15 protein-coding genes are annotated in these 17810 nt (G+C 64.7%); 11 read left to right on the forward strand and 4 right to left on the reverse strand.

Translation table 11 applies throughout. The features are described from left to right. Positions 1-7 precede the first annotated feature (7 nt). The 3 genes from pstB to phoB are packed head-to-tail and all read left to right on the forward strand — an operon-like array spanning position 8 to position 2220. Complete coding sequence (gene pstB, locus CN97_RS14950) at positions 8-805, forward strand: phosphate ABC transporter ATP-binding protein PstB (protein WP_035713011.1); 798 nt, start codon at positions 8-10, stop codon at positions 803-805. Between the two features lie 12 nt (positions 806-817). Beyond that, positions 818-1537 (forward strand): phosphate signaling complex protein PhoU, encoded by a 720-nt coding sequence (phoU, locus tag CN97_RS14955; RefSeq protein ID WP_035713012.1) that lies wholly within the window; start codon positions 818-820, stop codon positions 1535-1537. Next, on the forward strand, positions 1534-2220 hold the full coding sequence (phoB, locus tag CN97_RS14960) for a phosphate regulon transcriptional regulator PhoB (protein ID WP_035713014.1): 687 nt from the start codon (positions 1534-1536) through the stop codon (positions 2218-2220). The genes phoU and phoB overlap by 4 nt, the downstream gene beginning before the upstream one ends. Positions 2221-2935: 715 nt before the next feature. Here phoB and CN97_RS14965 read toward each other — a convergent pair. Beyond that, positions 2936-5398, reverse strand: a complete 2463-nt coding sequence (locus tag CN97_RS14965; protein ID WP_035713016.1) for a penicillin acylase family protein — start codon at positions 5396-5398, stop codon at positions 2936-2938. A 78-nt stretch (positions 5399-5476) separates the two neighbouring features. Here CN97_RS14965 and CN97_RS14970 point away from each other — a divergent pair, with 78 nt between their 5' ends. The 6 genes from CN97_RS14970 (at position 5477) to CN97_RS14995 (ending at position 11684) form a co-directional block, all read left to right on the forward strand. Further along, on the forward strand, positions 5477-6367 hold the full coding sequence (locus tag CN97_RS14970) for an NAD(P)-dependent oxidoreductase (RefSeq protein ID WP_035713017.1): 891 nt from the start codon (positions 5477-5479) through the stop codon (positions 6365-6367). Between the two features lie 62 nt (positions 6368-6429). Beyond that, on the forward strand, positions 6430-6879 hold the full coding sequence (locus CN97_RS14975; RefSeq protein WP_035713019.1) for an RrF2 family transcriptional regulator: 450 nt from the start codon (positions 6430-6432) through the stop codon (positions 6877-6879). After that, the gene (locus CN97_RS14980; RefSeq protein ID WP_035713021.1) at positions 6876-8168 is read left to right on the forward strand and encodes an FAD/NAD(P)-binding protein; all 1293 of its coding nucleotides are present in this window, start codon (positions 6876-6878) and stop codon (positions 8166-8168) included. Before CN97_RS14975 ends, CN97_RS14980 begins: the two co-directional genes overlap by 4 nt. Positions 8169-8304: 136 nt before the next feature. Then, the gene (locus tag CN97_RS14985; protein WP_035713023.1) at positions 8305-8775 is read left to right on the forward strand and encodes a MarR family winged helix-turn-helix transcriptional regulator; all 471 of its coding nucleotides are present in this window, start codon (positions 8305-8307) and stop codon (positions 8773-8775) included. A gap of 2 nt (positions 8776-8777) precedes the next feature. Further along, positions 8778-10508: an MFS transporter gene (locus tag CN97_RS14990; protein WP_051911291.1), complete on the forward strand. Its 1731-nt coding sequence runs from the start codon at positions 8778-8780 to the stop codon at positions 10506-10508. Between the two features lie 39 nt (positions 10509-10547). Then, the gene (locus CN97_RS14995) at positions 10548-11684 is read left to right on the forward strand and encodes an HlyD family secretion protein (protein ID WP_084684193.1); all 1137 of its coding nucleotides are present in this window, start codon (positions 10548-10550) and stop codon (positions 11682-11684) included. A 154-nt stretch (positions 11685-11838) separates the two neighbouring features. On the opposite strand, the gene CN97_RS15000 is transcribed toward CN97_RS14995, so the two are convergent. Next, positions 11839-12762, reverse strand: a complete 924-nt coding sequence (locus CN97_RS15000) for a LysR substrate-binding domain-containing protein (RefSeq protein WP_242685221.1) — start codon at positions 12760-12762, stop codon at positions 11839-11841. A 66-nt stretch (positions 12763-12828) separates the two neighbouring features. Here CN97_RS15000 and CN97_RS15005 point away from each other — a divergent pair, with 66 nt between their 5' ends. Both CN97_RS15005 and CN97_RS15010 read left to right on the forward strand, forming a co-directional pair. Beyond that, entirely contained in the window at positions 12829-14046 is a 1218-nt protein-coding gene (locus CN97_RS15005) for an acyl-CoA dehydrogenase (RefSeq protein ID WP_407059737.1), read from the forward strand. Beyond that, positions 14046-15212 carry a CaiB/BaiF CoA transferase family protein gene (locus CN97_RS15010; protein ID WP_035713026.1) on the forward strand — a complete coding sequence of 389 codons (1167 nt, stop codon included), beginning with the start codon at positions 14046-14048 and terminating at the stop codon, positions 15210-15212. Before CN97_RS15005 ends, CN97_RS15010 begins: the two co-directional genes overlap by 1 nt. Before the next feature lie 148 nt (positions 15213-15360). On the opposite strand, the gene ilvN is transcribed toward CN97_RS15010, so the two are convergent. Further along, positions 15361-15918: an acetolactate synthase small subunit gene (ilvN, locus tag CN97_RS15015; RefSeq protein WP_035713028.1), complete on the reverse strand. Its 558-nt coding sequence runs from the start codon at positions 15916-15918 to the stop codon at positions 15361-15363. An 11-nt stretch (positions 15919-15929) separates the two neighbouring features. Further along, positions 15930-17717, reverse strand: coding sequence for an acetolactate synthase 3 large subunit (locus CN97_RS15020; protein ID WP_051911302.1), 1788 nt, complete (start codon positions 17715-17717; stop codon positions 15930-15932). Between the last annotated feature and the right edge of the window lie 93 nt (positions 17718-17810).

Consider the following 17810-nt stretch of genomic DNA (forward strand, 5'->3'; position numbering starts at 1 on the left):
TAAGCTCATGAACGACATGCGCATTACGGAGAGATTGGTGGACGACACCAGCAACAAGATAGCCGCCCGGAACGTCCAGGTTTTCTATGGCGATACCCACGCGATCAAGGATGTGAGCGTGGATATCCGCGACCGGATGGTGACCGCCTTCATCGGCCCGTCGGGCTGTGGCAAGTCCACCTTCCTGCGGACCCTGAACCGGATGAACGACACGATCCAGGGCTGCCGGGTGGAGGGAGAGATCCTGCTCGACAGCGAGGATATCTACGACCGCCGCGTCGATCCGGTGCAGCTGCGGGCAAAAGTGGGCATGGTGTTCCAGAAGCCGAACCCCTTCCCGAAGTCGATCTATGACAACGTGGCCTATGGGCCGCGGATCCACGGCCTGTCCCGGTCCAAGGCAGAACTGGACGAGATCGTGGAGAAGTCGCTTCGCCGTGCCGCGCTCTGGAACGAGGTGAAGGATCGGCTTGCCTCTCCGGGCACCGGGCTTTCGGGAGGGCAGCAGCAGCGGCTCTGCATCGCGCGCGCCGTGGCCACCTCGCCCGAAGTCCTGCTGATGGACGAGCCGTGTTCGGCCCTCGATCCCATCGCGACCGCTCAGGTCGAGGAGCTGATCGACGAGTTGCGCGCGAACTTCTCCGTCGTGATCGTGACCCACTCCATGCAGCAGGCGGCGCGGGTGAGTCAGAAGACCGCCTTCTTCCATCTCGGCCATCTCGTCGAATTCGGTGAGACCGGGGATATCTTCACCAATCCGAAAGACCCCCGGACCGAGAGCTATATCTCGGGCCGCATCGGGTGAACGGGAGCGACCATGCCTGAGGTACATATCCAATCCGCCTTCGATCGCGATCTTGAAGCGATCCAGGCGATGATCATGAAGATGGGCGGCATCGTCGAAACCCAGCTGCTCGACAGCGTGCAGGCGCTGGAGGAACGGGACGACGAACTCGCGACCCATGTCCGTGACACCGACAAGCAGGTCGATCTGCTTGAAGAGCAGATCAATCTGGAGGCCGCGCGCGTGATCGCCATGCGGGCGCCCACCGCCACCGATCTGCGCACAGTGCTGACCGTGCTCAAAATCTCCAATAATCTGGAGCGGATCGGCGATTATGCGAAGAACCTCGCCAAGCGGTCCGTCGTCCTCGCCCAGATGCCGCAGATCTCGGGCGCTGCCGGATCCATCCGCCGCATGTCCAAGGCCGTGGAGCAGATGCTGAAAGATGCTCTCGACGCCTATATCCACCGCGATGTGGAGCTGGCCCGCGACGTGCGCGACCGCGATCAGGACGTGGACCAGATGTACAACGCGCTGTTCCGCGAGTTCCTGACCCATATGATGGAGGATCCGCGCAACATCACCGCCTGCATGCACCTGCATTTCATCGCCAAGAACATCGAGCGCTGCGGCGATCACGTGACATCCATCGCGGAGCAGGTGATCTACCTCGCCACCGGTGAGATGCCCTCCGATAACCGACCCAAGGCGGATGCCACATCGGCCCAGCCGATCATGGAGGAACGCGGATGAGCACGAAGCCGAGCGTCCTTCTCGTAGAGGATGAGCCTTCGCAGCGCGAGGTGCTGGCCTACAACCTCGAGGCGGAGGGGTTCCGGGTGATTCCGGCCTCCAACGGGGAGGAGGCGCTGCTTCTGGTAGATGAAGAGGCGCCTGACTTGGTGCTGCTGGACTGGATGCTGCCCAATGTATCCGGCATCGAGGTCTGCCGTCAGCTGAAGGGCCGCCCCGGAACGCGCAGCCTGCCGATCCTCATGCTCTCCGCCCGGTCGGAAGAGGTGGACCGGGTACGCGGGTTGGAAACCGGCGCCGACGACTACGTCGTCAAACCCTATTCCATCGTGGAGCTTATGGCACGTGCCCGCGCGCTCCTCCGCCGCACCCGTCCCGCATCGGTGGGTGAGGTTCTGGAATTCGGCGGCATCCGGCTCGATCCGGAGAGCCATCGTGTCTGGCGGGAGGAGAAGCTGCTGAAACTTGGCCCGACGGAATTCCGCCTGCTTTCCACGCTGATGGAAAAGCCGGGCCGTGTCTGGAGCCGTGAGCAACTGCTGGACCGGGTGTGGGGGCGCGACATCTATGTCGATACCCGCACGGTGGATGTTCATATCGGCAGGCTCCGCAAGGCGCTCGGCATCCACGGCGGAGAGGATGTTCTGCGGACCGTGCGCGGCGCCGGCTACGCGCTGGGATAATCCCCTGTAGAGCGTCAGGGTCACTTGCCTCGACAAGACGAATGCGGCGATCTTGCGCCCGCCCGGATTGGCGGACATCGCTGACCTGATCGCAGGCTCGGCAAGGCGCTCGGCATCCACGGGGATAGGATTTTCTGCGTTCCGCGCGGTACCGGCCAAACGCCGTATTGCGCCATCTGAAAGCGTAGCCCATCTCTCAGAATGCGGCGATCGGGCCAACGGGATGTCGAGGCGCATTGGCGGGGCATTCCTTCCGGCGGCGACACCTCCCGCGCCGCGATTCCCATGCCGTCAACGGCGCAGGTCGCGGCAGCCGCATCACGATGAGGGCCGTGGTCCGGCGGTTGCCCAGAACCGGGCAAATCCTGTTTGATACCCTCGCGTCTCCATGACTGATATACGGTCGCACTGCCGATGATATCAGCTCGCTCAGATCGGTATCGGCTGGGCGAATCTCCCTAGGATTAGGCGTTATTCCGGTGAGGTCCCCCGGCAGGCGCGTGAGCGAGGCCCGTGTCCAGTGCCGGTGTCCCGTACCCGTATCCAGTGACATGGAAAAACTCTCCGCCGGCAGCTCCCTTAGCGCCATCCGGTTCATGGCGCCCGGAAGGAGTAAACATTTTTTTATCATGACTATCAGCGGAGCGTGAAGCTGCGCGGACCGTGTTGCGGCTGACACCCGTCGCAGACAGCTATCAGCGGTGCGCCAGACGCCTTAGGGCGTTGGGGTTATCCGGGTGATGCCCATGGCAGCAGCGCGGGCAAGGTCCGGATCCAGCGACATCGGGATATATTCTCCCCGCCGCCACAGTTCTCCCATGTCGTCGTAGTGGCGCGAGAGCGGATGCCCTGATTGCCCCGTCGCCGTGATGAACACCGAACTGTCCGGGTCGGCAAAGTCATAGACCCCCCGATAGCCCGCGCCATGGACATTGAGATAGGGATTGCTGCCTCTTCCACTGGTCAAGCCGCGCATCAGCGTATCGTCACCGCCCGAGGTGGATTGCCGGATATTCACGAGATAGCGCAGCAGCGGCACATTCCCCAGCACCGGGTGGTCATGGGCCGCCTGATGGATGTCGCCCCAGCGCCAGCTTTCCAGATTGCGGCCATAGCGTTCGGTGAGCCGCAGCAAGGCATCATCCAGCGCCATCCGGGCGATATCGGTGCAGGTCTCCACCGGGGAGGACTGGAGGATGTCGCACCACTTTCCCGCGCCGTCGATGTTGCGGAACACCCGTTCCATGAACAGCGGGTCGGGATGGGTAAAGCTGTCGGCAAGCGGGCCAAGCTCGTCCCGGATGAGCTTCTCCTGCAGGCTCCGCATCCAGGCGGCATAGATCAGCGGCTCGGGCAAATGCTCGTTCATCTCCCCGTTCCACTCCGCGAGAAGGTTCAGCGCCTTCTGGCGGAGCCGTTCGGTGGTGCCTTCGGCCGCAGGCTCCCCTGTGAACCACAGATCCTTGCCGATGAGCGGCAGAAGGGTGCGCGCCCCCTGGCTCACCGTATCGAGCTGCGCTTCGATGAAGCTCTCCCGCGTATGGACTTCCCGCGTCTGCATCAGGCGCTTCCACCGCTCGATGCGCTGGCTGTCGCCCCAGTCGAAGCTCACGTGCCGGGGGAAGGGGGCGTCGATCATCTTGTTGTTGGTATTGCCGAGAACGCCTCCCTCCGGTTCCACGAAGCGGGGGTTCTCTGCAGAGGGAAATATCCCCTGCCAGCGGTTCTGTGCGATCCAGCCGGGGCTGGGCATCCGGCCCTGCGTCTGGTGGGCGGGGTCGCGCATGGGCATGGCACCGATGACCTGCATGGCTATACCATGGGAATCGGCCAGCATCAGGTTCTGCGACGGTGCGGTATAAAGCTCCCCCGCCGCCAGGCCCGCGGCAACAGATCTCGCTGTCATGAGCCGGAGGCCAGCGGTCATCGTCCGATCATGCGGAGTAAGCGCCGTCGAGGTCAGAGACATCACGTGACCGGGCGGTGTGACGGTCCCCAGATCATAATGGGAGCCGGGCAGGACGGGGCCGTTCTCCGTCCAGCGCAGGGTGAGCGTGACGGGGGCCGCGTCCTTGATCGACAGAATCGCGCGGCGGGTCTCGAAGCTCTTGTAGCCCGAGGGGGTCAGGTATTCCTCCGGGTTCTCGGGGTTCAGCCGCTCGATATGCAGATCCTGATCGTCGAGATAGGAGGAGGTCAACGCCCAGCCCAGATCGGCGTTCCGTCCGACGATCACCAGCGGGATGCCCGGGATCGTCCCGCCGATCACCCCGCCGCCTGCAAGGTCCAGCCGCGCCAGATACCACACCGTCGGGGCCGAGAAGTTGAGGTGCGGGTCATTTGCCAGCAGTGTCCCCCCCGAGGCGGAGCGGGAAGGCGCCGCCGCCCAGGCGTTGGAGGCTCCGGCGAAAACCTGCGGATGCACGGGATCGAAGGCGCTCTCCGGCCCCGACAGCGCGGCATAGGAAGGCGTCACGTTCGGCACGATGCTGGCATAGTCCGGCAGGGCGGCGATGCCGGGACCGGGAACGTCCGGCAGGATATCCCGCACGCGGTCTGCAGGCATCAGCAGCGATGTCCGCGCGCGCAACACCTCCCGCTCCATCTGGCCGGTGAGCTGCAGCGCCATGAGCTTCAGAATTGCCAGCGAATCCGCCGGTTGCCAATGGGCGATCTCGGGCGGGAACAGGAAGAACTCGGGGGCGCCGCGTCCCAGCGCCTGCGCGTTCACCGTTTCGATCCAGGCGTTCACGCCACGGGAATAGGCCTCCAGCGCGCGTTTCGTGGGGTCGTCCTGTTCCTCGAAGGAGGCCTGTGCCAAGCCGTAAAGGTCGAGACGCCGGATGAATTCGTCGGTTCGTACCGTGCGCGCGCCGAAAAGCTCCGACAGCCGCCCCTGCGCGGTCCGCCGCAGAATCGTCATCTGCCACAGCCGGTCCTGCGCATGGACGAAGCCCAGTCCGAAGAAGGCGTCCTCATCCGTTTTGGCGAAGATATGCGGCACACTCGCCGTGTCGCGCACGATCTCCATGGGCTGATCCACGCCCGAAAGCCGGTAGGACGCGCTGTAATCGGGCAGGGAGCGGGACGTGACATAGTAAAGGCCCGCGAGCGTCGCAGCCGTTACCAGGATCAGCGCTGTGAGAATCCGCACGAGCCAGCGGAATGCGATGAGCATGGGGGCCTTCAGTTGACGCGGGCGATGGAGCCCGTAGTTAAGTCAAAGCGGTGAGACACGCAATCGCGAGGAGGGGACATGAAGGTCGCATTTCTGGGTCTGGGGGTGATGGGCGCACCGATGGCGCGGCATCTGGCCAAGGCGGGCCATACGGTCACAGTCTATAATCGCACGTATTCCAAGGCGGCCGCCTGGGTCGCAACCAATGGCGGGCGGGCGGCGCGCACGCCTTCCGCCGCGGCAGAGGGTGCCGAATTCGTGATGGTCTGTGTGGGCAACGACGATGATCTGCGCTCCGTCTGTCTCGGGCCCGATGGGGCATTCGCCGGCATGGCTGCGGGTAGCGTACTCGTCGATCACACGACGGTTTCTGCGCGGGTGACGCGGGAGCTTGCCGCAGCCGCGGCGGAGCAGTCCATCGCGTTTGTGGATGCGCCGGTATCAGGCGGACAGGCAGGTGCCGAGAACGGCATCCTGTCGGTCATGTGCGGGGGCGCACCGGAGGATTTCGCGCGGGCGGCGCCCGTGATCGCCGCCTATTCCCGCATCTGTCGTCTGATCGGCCCGACCGGCTCGGGCCAGCTCGCCAAGATGATGAACCAGATCTGCATCGCGGGCGTGGTCCAGGGCCTGTCCGAAGCGCTGGCTTTCGGGGAGAAGGCGGGCCTTGACGGGCGCGCGGTGGTGGAGGTCATCAGTCAGGGTGCGGCGGGATCGTGGCAGATGGTCAACCGGCATGACACGATGCTGGACGACCGTTTCAATTTCGGCTTTGCGGTGGACTGGATGCGCAAGGATCTGGGCATCTGCCTCGCGACCGGCGATGAGATCGGCGCCCCTCTGCCCCTGACCGCTCTGGTCGATCAGTTCTACAAGGATGTACAGGCGATGGGTGGCGGGCGGTGGGATACCTCCTCCCTTCTACGCAGGCTGAAGGCATTTGATCGCGAGGATCCGGATCAACGCTGATCTCGCATCCCTATTGCGCGTGCCGTGCTTGATCGGCGGCGCGCGCCAGCCTACCAAGGGGCATGATAACGCAGCGGATGAAATATGCGCTCAAGGCGCTGATGGTGCTCGCCGACGAATGGCAGGGAGCCCACAACCCGCTGTCCATCGAGGAGATTGCGCGCCGCGCCGGGACGCCCAAGCGGTTTCTGGAGCACATCCTCCTCGATCTGCGCAAGACCGGCACCGTGGTGAGCCTGCGGGGGCGCCGGGGCGGCTACATGCTCGTCAAACCGCCGGAAACCGTGGCATTGAGCGAACTGCTCCGCGCCATTGACGGGCCGATCGCGCCGCTCCCCTGTCTTTCCCGCAAGGCCTATCAGCGGTGCGAGGACTGCACGGATGAGGAAACCTGTCGTCTGCGCCGGGTATTCGGCGAGTTGTTCTGGTCTTACCTCATCCTGCTGGACAGCCTGACGCTCGCCGACCTCATCCGAACGCCCGAAGGCTTTGGACAGCTCGTGGCCGAATGACCGAAGTTCCGCATATCCTCATCGCAGGCGGTGGCGCCACAGGCACGATACTTTCCGCACAGCTTCTGCGGCGGGGCGCGCGGGTCAGCCTGGTCGAGCGTAACACAGTGGGGGAGGGGGTCGCCTATTCCACGCGCGATCCGGCGCATCTGCTGAACACCCGAAGCGCCGCGATGTCCGCTTTCCCCGATATCCCGGGCGATTTCGTGGACTGGCTGCTGCGCGACCGGGGGGAGGCGGACCCTGCGGTATTCGAGAGCCGGGCAGATTACGCGCGCTACCTCAAGCATCTCCTCGCACCATGGCAGGGCCATCCGCGTCTGCGCATCCTGCGGGATGAGGCCGTGGCCGTGGACGACAGGGGCACGAGCGTCACCCTGCACTGCGCTGGGGGCGAGGTGCTGGCAGGGGATCGTCTGGTGCTGGCCACCGGTCATGCGGTGCCGGAGGCGGAGCCCGGAATGCGCCAACCGTGGCGGGAAGGGGGCACCCCGGATGGCCTGGTACTTCTGGTCGGCACCGGGCTGACCATGGTGGATGAGGTATTGAGCCTGCTGGAAGCGGGCCATCGCGGCGGCATGCTGGCCATTTCGCGCCGCGGTCTTCTGCCAAGGCACCATCTGGAGGAGCCGCCGCGACCGGTGATACTCCCCGATGACGTTCCTGTCGGAGAGGGGCCTGCAACCATCGCGCGCTGGCTCCGCCGCACCGTCGCGCGGGAGGTCGCCTCGGGGGGTGACTGGCGCGGCGTGGTCGATGCCGTGCGCCCGGAGGTGCAGACTTTGTGGCGCGCCATGCCTGAGGCGGGCCGAAGGGTGTTTCTACGTCACGGCGCCGTCTGGTGGGATGTGCATCGTCACCGGATGCCGCCCGGTTCGCGGGCCCGCCTTGATGCGGCAATGGCTGATGGATCGTTTCGGCTGCAGCGGGCGCGTCTGCAGGGACTCGCGGATGGGACAGCCCGCCTCTGCCTGCCGGGAGGCGGGGTGGAGGACGTCGCGACCGCCGCCGTCATAGACTGCCGGGGGATCAGGCGCGACCCGGAGCGCTCCGCCTCACCGCTGATTGCGGGGCTGCTCGGCTCCGGAATGGCGCGGATCGACCCGCTGCGGCTCGGGCTGGACGTGACGCCGCAGGGGGCCATCATCGCGCGGGACGGCACGGTGTCCCAGACGATCCACGCTGCCGGGCCGCCAAGCCGCGCGGCGCTTTGGGAAATCACCGCGATCCCTGATATCCGGGAGCAGGTCGCCCGGCTCGCCGCCTCCTTCGTGCCCGGTTGCGAATAGGGCGGAGATCACGCCTTTTCCCGGTTGTCGTTTTCAAGGAATGCCGAACCGCTGAAAAATTGCTGTGGCCCTTGCCGAAATGCATAGGTGCCTATACATAGGTGGCTAATCGTTATCCACCTATGTCTTTATCGCGATGCCCGAAAGCAACACAAAGCCCACGCCCGCAGATCAGCGCAACGCCTGGTTCATCGACGAACTCACGAAAGTGAGTCGCAAGATCCGCACGCTGTTCGATGCCCGTGTGCGGGCGCAGGATCTGACACTGTCCCGCGCCCGCGTCCTTTTGCGGCTGAGCGAGGAAGGTGGTCAGACCCAGAGCCAGCTCGCCTGCAAGCTCGAGGTGGAACAGCCTTCCATGGTCGGCATTCTCGACGGTCTGGAGAAGCTGGGCTACATCCGTCGCGAAGCGCAGGAGAGCGACCGGCGCGTCAAGAACGTCTATCTCACCGATACTGCCCGGACGAAGGCGCGTGGATTGACCGATTTCTCCCGTCGGCTGCGGGAGGATATGCTTGAAGGCATTTCTCCGGCCGATCTGGAGACGGCGACGCGCGTCCTGCGCGTCATCATGCAGAACATCGATTCCGGCAAACTGGACGGCTGATCATGAACGATCGCGCCATCATTCAACGCGTCCAGGCGGTGGAGCCGGAGGCAGAGGCTGACACCGCAACCGGGGAGCAGCCTGCCTCACCAGTTCCGCAACCCGCTTCCGATGCGCCTCAGCAGCCGGACCGGCCTCCCTTCGTGGCCAAACCGCCGCATATGGTCGCGGCCTATATCGTCGCCTCGACGCTTCTGGCGCTCACCCAGAGCTTCGGGATGAACCTCGTGTCGGCCAACATTCCTCAGATCGCGGGCGACCTCTCGGCCACGCAGACGGAAGCCACATGGCTGATGGCCGCCTACATGGCGCCGAATGTCTCGCTGGCCGTGGCGCTCATCAAGATCAGGAACCAGTTCGGGCTGCGTAACTTCGCCGAGATCTCCATTCTGGGGTTCGTCGCTGCGGCGCTGCTGAACTTCCTGATCTCCGACCTGCATTCCGCACTGGTCGTGCGATTCATGAGCGGGATGGCCGCCTCTCCGATGTCCAGCCTCGCCTTCCTCTATATGCTGGAACCGATGCCGCCTGAGAAGAAGCTCAGTGTCGGTCTGTCGCTCGCGCTCACCAACATCACCCTCGGTGTACCCATCGCGCGGATCGTGTCGCCTTATCTTATCGAGCTGTGGGGCGGGTGGCATGCGCTGACCGTGCTGGAGCTGGCTCTGGCCGTCGCGGCACTGGGGTTCGTGTACAAGCTGCCCCTCGCCCCCATGCCGCGGGCGAATGTGATCAGCCGTGCCGATGTGGTCAGTTATCTGCTGATCGCCGTCGGCTTTGGCTGCGTGGCTGTCGTGCTGGTCACCGGGCGGCTCTACTGGTGGTTCGAGGCGCCATGGATCGGCTGGGTTCTGGCCCTTTCCGCGCTTTGCCTGACAGCCGCCGCGATGATCGAGCTGAATAGAGACTCACCGCTGCTAGATATTCGCTGGCTGACCAGCCCCGCCATCCTGCATTTCGCTGGTGCGTTGTTTCTCTTCCGCATCGTTCTGGCCGAGCAAAGCTCAGGCGTGCCGCTGTTCTTCACCGCGCTCGGCCTGTCGAATACACAGATGCAGTTGATGTATTGGCTCATCCTGCTGGGGTCGCTCTTGGGCGGGCTGACGTCGGCGGCGATCCTCAAACCGGGGCGGGAGGAGATGATGCATGTCGTGGCCCTCATCCTGATCGCCACGGGCGCGCTGATGGATAGCCAGGCGACGAGCCTCACCCGACCCGATCAGATGATGCTGAGCCAGGCGCTGATCGCCTATGCCACGGCCCTGTTCCTGCCCCCCGCAATGGCGAGCGGCCTGATGTCCGCGCTGAAGAAGGGGCCGAACTACATCCTGAGCTTCATCATCGTCTTTCTGATGACCCAGAGCATCGGCGGTCTGCTTGGCTCCGCCATCTTCGGCACGCTGGTGACGATCAGGACGAACCTGCACACGCTCCGCCTGTCCGAGCTGATCTCGCCGTCAGACCCCCTGGTCGCCCAGCGGATCCAGCAATACGGCGCCAGCTACGCCAATGTCATTCCCGACAGCCTGCAACGACAGGTGGAAGGGACGCGGCTCCTTTCCACCGTCATCAAGCGGGAGGCGACTGTGCTGGCGTATAATGACGTGTTTCTCATCGTGGGGATCATGGCGTTGGTCGCGCTGGGGCTTTTGCTCTGCCACATGGCGCTGAACGTCTGGCTTCGGCAGCGTGCGGCTGCAACGGCACCGCCCGGTGGCCCGCTGCCGAACTGACGCCTCCCTCCGCTGACCCAGTTATTCGAGTATTCTGTCATGCCACACGAAATCATCCGCTCCCGCGCCACGCATATCGCCTTTGTCACCGGCATCGCTGCCATTGGGCTGGTGCTCTATGCGTGGCAGCTGCCCCCCTTCACCACTGCCATTGAGACGACGGAGAACGCCTATACCCGGGCCAAGGTGACGTTCCTTGCGCCGCAGGTCGCGGGCCATGTGGCCGAGGTATTCGTGCATGACTTCGACATGGTGAAGGCCGGTCAGTCGCTGGTGAAGATCGACGACCGCATCTTCCGCCAGAAGCTCGCGCAGGCAGAGGCCGCACTTGCTTCCTCCCGGGCGAGCCTTGCCTCTAACGCGCAGGACTGCTTGGTGGCGGAAGCGAGCGTCCGCGCGGCGGAAGCCACGCTGGAGGGCGCGAAGGCTTCGGTGAAGGTTGCCAATGCGAACTGGGAGCGCATCACCCCCTTGCTCGCGAAGGGTGTCGCCACGCAGGCGGACGGCGACGCCACCCGCGCCGCCCTGGATCAGGCAATCGCCAATCAGCATCAGGCGGAGGCCGCTCTGGAGACGGCCAGACAGAAGGTGCAGTCCACGATCGTCGGGCGTCAGGCGCTGGAGGCCGCTGTCACGGGATCGGAGGCGGCTGTGGAGCTTGCCCGTATCGACCTCGACAATACCGAAATTCGCGCGCCGCAGGACGGCCGCGTCGGAGAGGTGGGGGCACGGCCGGGGCAGTATGTGTCCGCAGGAACGCAGCTCATGCCGCTCGTTCCGGAGGCGCTTTGGGTCGTCGCGAACATGAAGGAGACCCAGCTTGCCCAGATGCGCGTCGGGCAGCCCGCGCGGATCACCGTGGATGCCATGAAACGCGCGGAACTGACCGGCCATGTCACGGGTTTTGCGCCCGCCACCGGCAATGAATTCAGTCTCCTCAAGACGGACAACGCCACCGGCAACTTCACCAAGGTGGCACAGCGTCTTCCCGTGAGAATCGAACTCGATCCGGGCCAGCCGCTGGTGCAGAGCCTCGTGCCCGGCCTTTCCGTCGTGGTGAGCGTGGATACCAGTGTAACCCCTGATGAGGGATCCGCCTCCGCGCCCTCGCAGGTATCGGCTCTCGATGCAGAAGAGGCCGCTCCCGGTACCGAGATCGGCGGCGCGCGGTTCTAGCGGGCGCTGAAAAGCATTCCCGGGCGGCCCCGGATCGCGGATCTCCGCATTGTCGGGAGATCGTCTAAGAAACCTCGGGTTCGGGCTCCCGATCGGACCGATCTCCTGCTTTCGATGTAAGCGCGGAACGATGCTGGGCGCGTTTGGCAGCCTGTCAGGAGGGCCGCGCTTCACCCATCAGCCAGTCACGGAAGGCCGCGAAGACCGGATTGGCGGCACTTCTGTCGGGGTAGAGAATGGCGTAGGGGCTTGCCACCCGCAGCCTGCGTTCCGAGGCGAGAAGCAGCCTGCCACGACGCAATTCCTCCTCCGCCACGACCTCGGGCACAAGCGCGGCGCCAAGGCCGGCAACCGCCGCCGTGACCAGCATGCCGAAATGCTCGAAGCGCGCGCCGCGCAGGATCGGCCGCGCATCCAGCCCCGCATCGCGGAACCAATCCAGCCAGAGCGTCGGCCGCGTCGATTGTTGAAGAAGCGGCAGGCGGGCGAGGGCCAGATCCGGCAACGGGCCCGTCACGACGGCGGGACTGGCAACGACGACGAGCTGCTCCTCCATCAACTCCGCCACATGGGCATCCGGCGGGCGATGCTCCGCCCGCTGAATCGCCGCGTCGAACGGATCGTCGGTAAAATCGACAGGCGTCAGCCGCGAGGTGATGTCGAAGGTCACATCCGGCCGGAGCGCCCGGAACGCCGCAAGCCGGGGCACCAGCCAGGCCGAGCCGAAGGAGGGCAGCACCGCCAGCCGGATGACATCGCCATGGCCGCCGAACGCCATCACCGCAACGGCGGCCTGATTGAGTTCCGCCAGTAGCCGCTCTGCATCCGGCAGAAACACCCGCCCTGCATCGGCCAGTACGAGCCGCCCCTTCACCCGGTGAAAGAGCCTCACCCCCAACCGATCCTCCAGCGTGTTGAGAGAGCGGCTGACAGCGCTTTGTGTCAGGTTCAACTCCTCCGCGGCGCGGGTCGTGGCGCCGGTGCGCGCGCAGGCGGCAAAGGTGGCGAGCTCCTGGATGGAAGGCAGGTAGGATTGTCGCATGGTATGAGGAAAACTCATCGAGATGCCATAAATCATCGTTAGCATCCTTCGCGCGGGAGGAGTAGATCCTGCGCCAAGCAGAGGAGACCCGCCATGAACGACATGCAAAAGCCCAAGCTCAAGGCCAAGGACGCGCCGGACCTGACTTCCTTCACCTGGGACGACCCCTTCCGGCTGGAGACCCAGCTGACGGAGGAGGAACGGATGCTGCGCGACGCGGCGCACGCCTTCGCGCAGGACCGGCTGATGCCGCGGGTTCAGAAAGCTTTCGCCGAAGAGCATACCGACCCGGCGATCTTCCGCGAGATGGGCGAGGCCGGCCTGCTCGGCGTGACGATTCCCGAGGAATACGGCGGGCTTGGCGCGGGCTATGTCTCCTACGGGCTGGTCGCGCGTGAAGTGGAGCGCGTGGATTCCGGCTACCGCTCCATGATGTCGGTGCAGTCGTCGCTGGTCATGTATCCGATCTATGCCTATGGCTCGGAAGAACAGCGCAAGAAGTATCTGCCGAAGCTCTCCTCCGGTGAGTGGATCGGCTGTTTTGGCCTGACCGAGCCGGACGCAGGCTCCGACCCCGGCGGCATGAAGACGCGGGCGATCAAGACCGACAGCGGCTATCGCCTGATCGGGTCGAAGATGTGGATCTCCAACTCTCCCATCGCCGATGTCTTTGTCGTCTGGGCGAAGTCCGAGGCCCATGGCGGGAAGATCCGCGGTTTCGTGCTCGAAAAGGGCATGAAGGGCCTGTCGGCGCCGAAGATTCAGGGCAAGCTCTCGCTCCGCGCTTCCATCACCGGTGAGATCGTGATGGACAATGTGGAAGTCGGTGAAGACGCGCTGCTGCCGAATGTCGAAGGGCTGAAGGGCCCGTTCGGCTGCCTCAACCGCGCGCGTTACGGCATCTCTTGGGGGGCGCTGGGCGCGGCCGAATTCTGCTGGCACGCGGCGCGGCAGTATGGCCTCGACCGCAAGCAGTTCGGCAAGCCGCTCGCTCAGACGCAGCTCTTCCAGCTGAAGCTCGCCAACATGATGACCGAGATCTCGCTGGGGCTTCAGGCATCGCTCCGCGTGGGCCGTCTGATGGATGAGGCCGCCGCCGCGCCGGAGATGATCTCCATCATCAAGCGCAACAACTGCGGCAAGGCGCTGGATATCGCCCGGATGGCCCGCGACATGCACGGCGGCAACGGCATCTCCGAGGAGTTCCACGTCATCCGCCACATGGTGAACCTCGAGACGGTGAACACCTATGAGGGCACCCACGACGTGCACGCGCTGATCCTGGGCCGGGCGCAGACAGGCCTTCAGGCGTTCTTCTGATGGGGGCGCCGCTCGAAGGACTGAAGGTCGTCGAGCTTGCCCGCATCCTGGCCGGCCCCTGGGCCGGTCAGGTGCTCGCCGATCTCGGGGCGGAAGTGGTGAAGGTGGAGGCGCCCGAGGGCGACGATACCCGGCGCTGGGGTCCACCCTTCGTGGAGCGTGAGACGCCGGATGGCGGTTCGGAACGCTCCGCCGCCTATTTCCACGCCTGCAACCGGGGCAAGCATTCCGTGATCGCGGATTTCCGCAATCCCGCGGATCTGGATTTCGTCCGCCGTCTGATCTCGGAAGCGGATGTGGTCATCGAAAACTTCAAGGTAGGCGGGCTTGCGAAATACGGGCTGGATTACGCAAGCCTTGCAGCGCTCAACCCGCGTCTGATCTACGCATCCATCACCGGTTTCGGACAAACCGGGCCATATCGTAATCGCGCAGGCTACGATTTCATGATCCAGGGCATGGCGGGGATCATGGACCTGACCGGCGATCCGGCGGGCGAGCCGCAGAAGATCGGTGTCGCCTTCGCCGATATCTTCACCGGGCTTTACGCGGTGATCGGTATTCAGGCGGCGCTGGCGGAGCGGGAAAAGACGGGGCAGGGACAGCACGTGGATCTCGCGCTCTTTGACTGTCTCACCGGGGTATTGGCAAACCAGGCGATGAACTATTTCGTTTCCGGTGTCGCGCCGCACCGGATGGGCAATGCGCATCCGAACATCACGCCTTATGCCACCTTTCCGGTGGCGGATGGCTGGTTCATCCTCGCCGTCGGCAATGACGGACAGTTCCGGCGCTTTTGCGATGTCATCGGGCGCCCCGATCTCGGCGCGGACCCGGCCTATGCGACGAATGCCCTCCGCCTGGAGCGGCGAGCCGAGCTGACGGAGGCGATTGCCGCGGCGACCCTCCGCTGGCAGCGTGACGACTTGCTGGCCGCGCTCGAGGCCGCGACAGTGCCCGCAGGGCCGATCAACAGCCTGTCCGATGTTTTTGCCGACCCGCAGATCGCCGCGCGCGGCATGAGGATAGAGGCTGAGGGTATTCCAGGGCTTCGGACGCCGATAACCTTTTCGTCCAGCGAACTGGCGCTCGATCATGCGTCGCCGCTTCTCGGGGCGGACGATGCGGCAATCCGCGCGCGCCTCTCGCAAGGGGCCGATAGCTGAAACCTGGGCGCGGGGGACGCCCCCCCGCGACCCCCGACGTCACCGTTCCGCAACCTGCCAGCTCTCTCCGGCAGCGGCTCGGGGGGATCCGGGGGATTATACCCAACGAATAGCAGAAAGCGGGGAGATTGCTCCCCCGCTTTCTCCGTCAATTGCCGCGGCGCAGCGCGGCGACACCTGTGCGCGCGAGTTCGATCAGCCCGAGCGGACGCATCAGATCGGCAAAGGCATCGACCTTCTCCGGCGTCCCGGTGATTTCGAAGACAAAGCTCTCCAGCGTCGAATCCACCACTTTCGCGCGGAAGATATCCGCCAGCCGCAGCGCCTCCACCCGCTTCTCACCGGTGTTCTTCACCTTGATGAGCGCAAGCTCCCGCTCCACCGCCGCGCCTTCCACGGTCAGGTCGTGCACCTCGTGCACAGGCACGATGCGGCCGAGCTGCGCCTTGATCTGCTCGATGACCTGCGGGGTACCGGTGGTGACGATGGTAATCCGGCTCAAGTGGCCGGTGTGGTCCGTTTCCGCCACGGTCAGGCTGTCGATGTTGTAGCCCCGCCCGGAAAACAGCCCCACGACCCGCGCCAGAACACCGGATTCGTTGTCCACCAGCACGGTCAGCGTATGCCGCTCGCTCACATCCGCATTGGGATCGCGAAGATCGTAGGCGGAATGCCCGGTCGAGGTCTGCATGAGGTTCAGCGCCATGATCGTTCTCCTCAGACCAGAACTGCGCCCTGGGCGCCGATTGCATCCGCCGGGTCGGCATCGCCGAGCAGCATTTCGTTATGCGGTTTGCCCGACGGGATCATCGGGAAACAGTTCTCATGCTTCTCGACCATGCAGTCGAAGATCACCGGCCCGTCATGAGCGATCATCTCGCGGATCGCATCGTCCAGATCGGCGGGATCGGTGCACAGGATGCCCTTCGCGCCGAAGGCTTCCGCCAGCTTGACGAAATCCGGCAGCGATTCGGACCAGGAGTGCGAATAGCGCTCGCCATGCAGAAGCTGCTGCCACTGCCGCACCATGCCCAGCCGCTCATTGTTGAGGATGAACTGCTTCACCGGCAGGCGGAACTGCATGGCCGTGCCCATCTCCTGCATGTTCATCAGCCACGAAGCCTCGCCCGCGACATTGACGACCAGGGCATCGGGATGGGCCATCTGCACACCGATGGAAGCAGGGAAACCGTAGCCCATCGTGCCCAGCCCCCCGGAGGTCATCCAGCGGTTCGGTTCGTCGAAATGCAGGAACTGCGCCGCCCACATCTGATGCTGCCCGACCTCGGTGGTGATGTAGCGGTCCATCCCGCGGGTCAGCGCTTCCAGCCGCTGGAGCGCATATTGCGGTTTGATCGTCGTGTCGGACCCGCGATAGGCGAGGCAGTTGACCGCCTTCCACTCCGCGATCTGACGCCACCAGCGGGCGAGACCCTCGCGGTTCACCTTCGAGCCGCGTTCCTTCCAGATGCGGAGGATATCGAACAGCACCGATCCGACGTCGCCCACGATGGGCAGATCCACCCGAACGGTCTTGTTGATGGAGGAAGGGTCGATATCGACATGCGCCTTGATCGAGCCGGGGGAGAAGTCCGCGAGCCGCCCGGTAATCCGGTCGTCGAAGCGCGCGCCCAGATTGATCATCAGATCGCAGCCGTGCATGGCGAGGTTGGCCTCGTAGAGACCATGCATGCCGAGCATCCCGAGCCAGCCCTTGCCCGACGCCGGATAGGCCCCGAGGCCCATCAGCGTGGATGTGACCGGGAAGCCGGCCGCGTCGGCGAATTCGCGCAGCAGGCGGCTCGCCTCCCGCCCGGCGTTGATGACCCCGCCGCCGGTATAAAGCACCGGACGTTCCGCCGTCTCGATCAGCTCGACCAGACGCAGGATCTGCGTGGCGTCGCCCCGGACCTGAGGCTTGTAGGGATCGCTGTCCTTGGGCTTCGGCCGGCGATAGGAGCCGGTGGCGAACTGGACGTCCTTCGGGATGTCGATCAGCACCGGGCCGGGGCGGCCGGTCGTGGCGACGTGGAAGGCGCGGTGCAGCGTCTCTGCCAGCTTGTCGGTATCCTTGACCAGCCAGTTGTGCTTGGTGCAGGGGCGCGTGATGCCGACGGTATCCGCCTCCTGAAAGCCGTCGGTGCCGATCATGAAGGTCGGCACCTGACCGGACATCACGACGATCGGAATGGAATCGAGCAGTGCATCCGTCAGTCCCGTGACCGCATTGGTGGCACCGGGGCCGGAGGTGACCAGCACGACGCCCGGCTTGCCCGTGGACCGCGCATAGCCTTCGGCGGCATGCACCGCCGCCTGCTCGTGCCGGACGAGGACGTGGCGGATCTGGTTCTGCTGGAACAGCTCGTCATAGATCGGCAGCACAGCGCCGCCGGGATAGCCGAAGATCACCTCGACCCCTTGATCGCGCAATGCCTGCACGATGATCTTAGCGCCTGTCAGGGCCTCACCGTTCGCGGGGCCTCGGGCGTAACGTGCGCCCTCCATCTGGCCGGGTTTCTCCGCTGTCATCTCAGATCCTCCGCCGTTCGTCTCGGCAAATAAAAAAGCCCCCGGAGTGATACTCGGGGGCGCATGGGA

This window comes from Haematobacter massiliensis, assembly GCF_000740795.1.
GTDB lineage: Bacteria > Pseudomonadota > Alphaproteobacteria > Rhodobacterales > Rhodobacteraceae > Haematobacter > Haematobacter massiliensis.

What these genes read in the sequence shown, in the direction of transcription:
- CN97_RS14980 (WP_035713021.1), top strand. Translation starts at nt 6,876, where the DNA reads ATGACCGAAGTTCCGCATATCCTCATCGCAGGCGGTGGCGCCACAGGC.
- pstB (WP_035713011.1), top strand. Translation starts at nt 8, where the DNA reads ATGAACGACATGCGCATTACGGAGAGATTGGTGGACGACACCAGCAAC.
- CN97_RS15020 (WP_051911302.1), bottom strand. Translation starts at nt 17,717, where the DNA reads ATGGAGGGCGCACGTTACGCCCGAGGCCCCGCGAACGGTGAGGCCCTG.
- CN97_RS15010 (WP_035713026.1), top strand. Translation starts at nt 14,046, where the DNA reads ATGGGGGCGCCGCTCGAAGGACTGAAGGTCGTCGAGCTTGCCCGCATC.
- CN97_RS14975 (WP_035713019.1), top strand. Translation starts at nt 6,430, where the DNA reads ATGATAACGCAGCGGATGAAATATGCGCTCAAGGCGCTGATGGTGCTC.
- CN97_RS14990 (WP_051911291.1), top strand. Translation starts at nt 8,778, where the DNA reads ATGAACGATCGCGCCATCATTCAACGCGTCCAGGCGGTGGAGCCGGAG.
- phoU (WP_035713012.1), top strand. Translation starts at nt 818, where the DNA reads ATGCCTGAGGTACATATCCAATCCGCCTTCGATCGCGATCTTGAAGCG.
- CN97_RS15005 (WP_407059737.1), top strand. Translation starts at nt 12,829, where the DNA reads ATGCAAAAGCCCAAGCTCAAGGCCAAGGACGCGCCGGACCTGACTTCC.
- phoB (WP_035713014.1), top strand. Translation starts at nt 1,534, where the DNA reads ATGAGCACGAAGCCGAGCGTCCTTCTCGTAGAGGATGAGCCTTCGCAG.
- CN97_RS15000 (WP_242685221.1), bottom strand. Translation starts at nt 12,762, where the DNA reads ATGATTTATGGCATCTCGATGAGTTTTCCTCATACCATGCGACAATCC.
- CN97_RS14970 (WP_035713017.1), top strand. Translation starts at nt 5,477, where the DNA reads ATGAAGGTCGCATTTCTGGGTCTGGGGGTGATGGGCGCACCGATGGCG.
- CN97_RS14985 (WP_035713023.1), top strand. Translation starts at nt 8,305, where the DNA reads ATGCCCGAAAGCAACACAAAGCCCACGCCCGCAGATCAGCGCAACGCC.
- ilvN (WP_035713028.1), bottom strand. Translation starts at nt 15,918, where the DNA reads ATGGCGCTGAACCTCATGCAGACCTCGACCGGGCATTCCGCCTACGAT.
- CN97_RS14995 (WP_084684193.1), top strand. Translation starts at nt 10,548, where the DNA reads ATGCCACACGAAATCATCCGCTCCCGCGCCACGCATATCGCCTTTGTC.
- CN97_RS14965 (WP_035713016.1), bottom strand. Translation starts at nt 5,398, where the DNA reads ATGCTCATCGCATTCCGCTGGCTCGTGCGGATTCTCACAGCGCTGATC.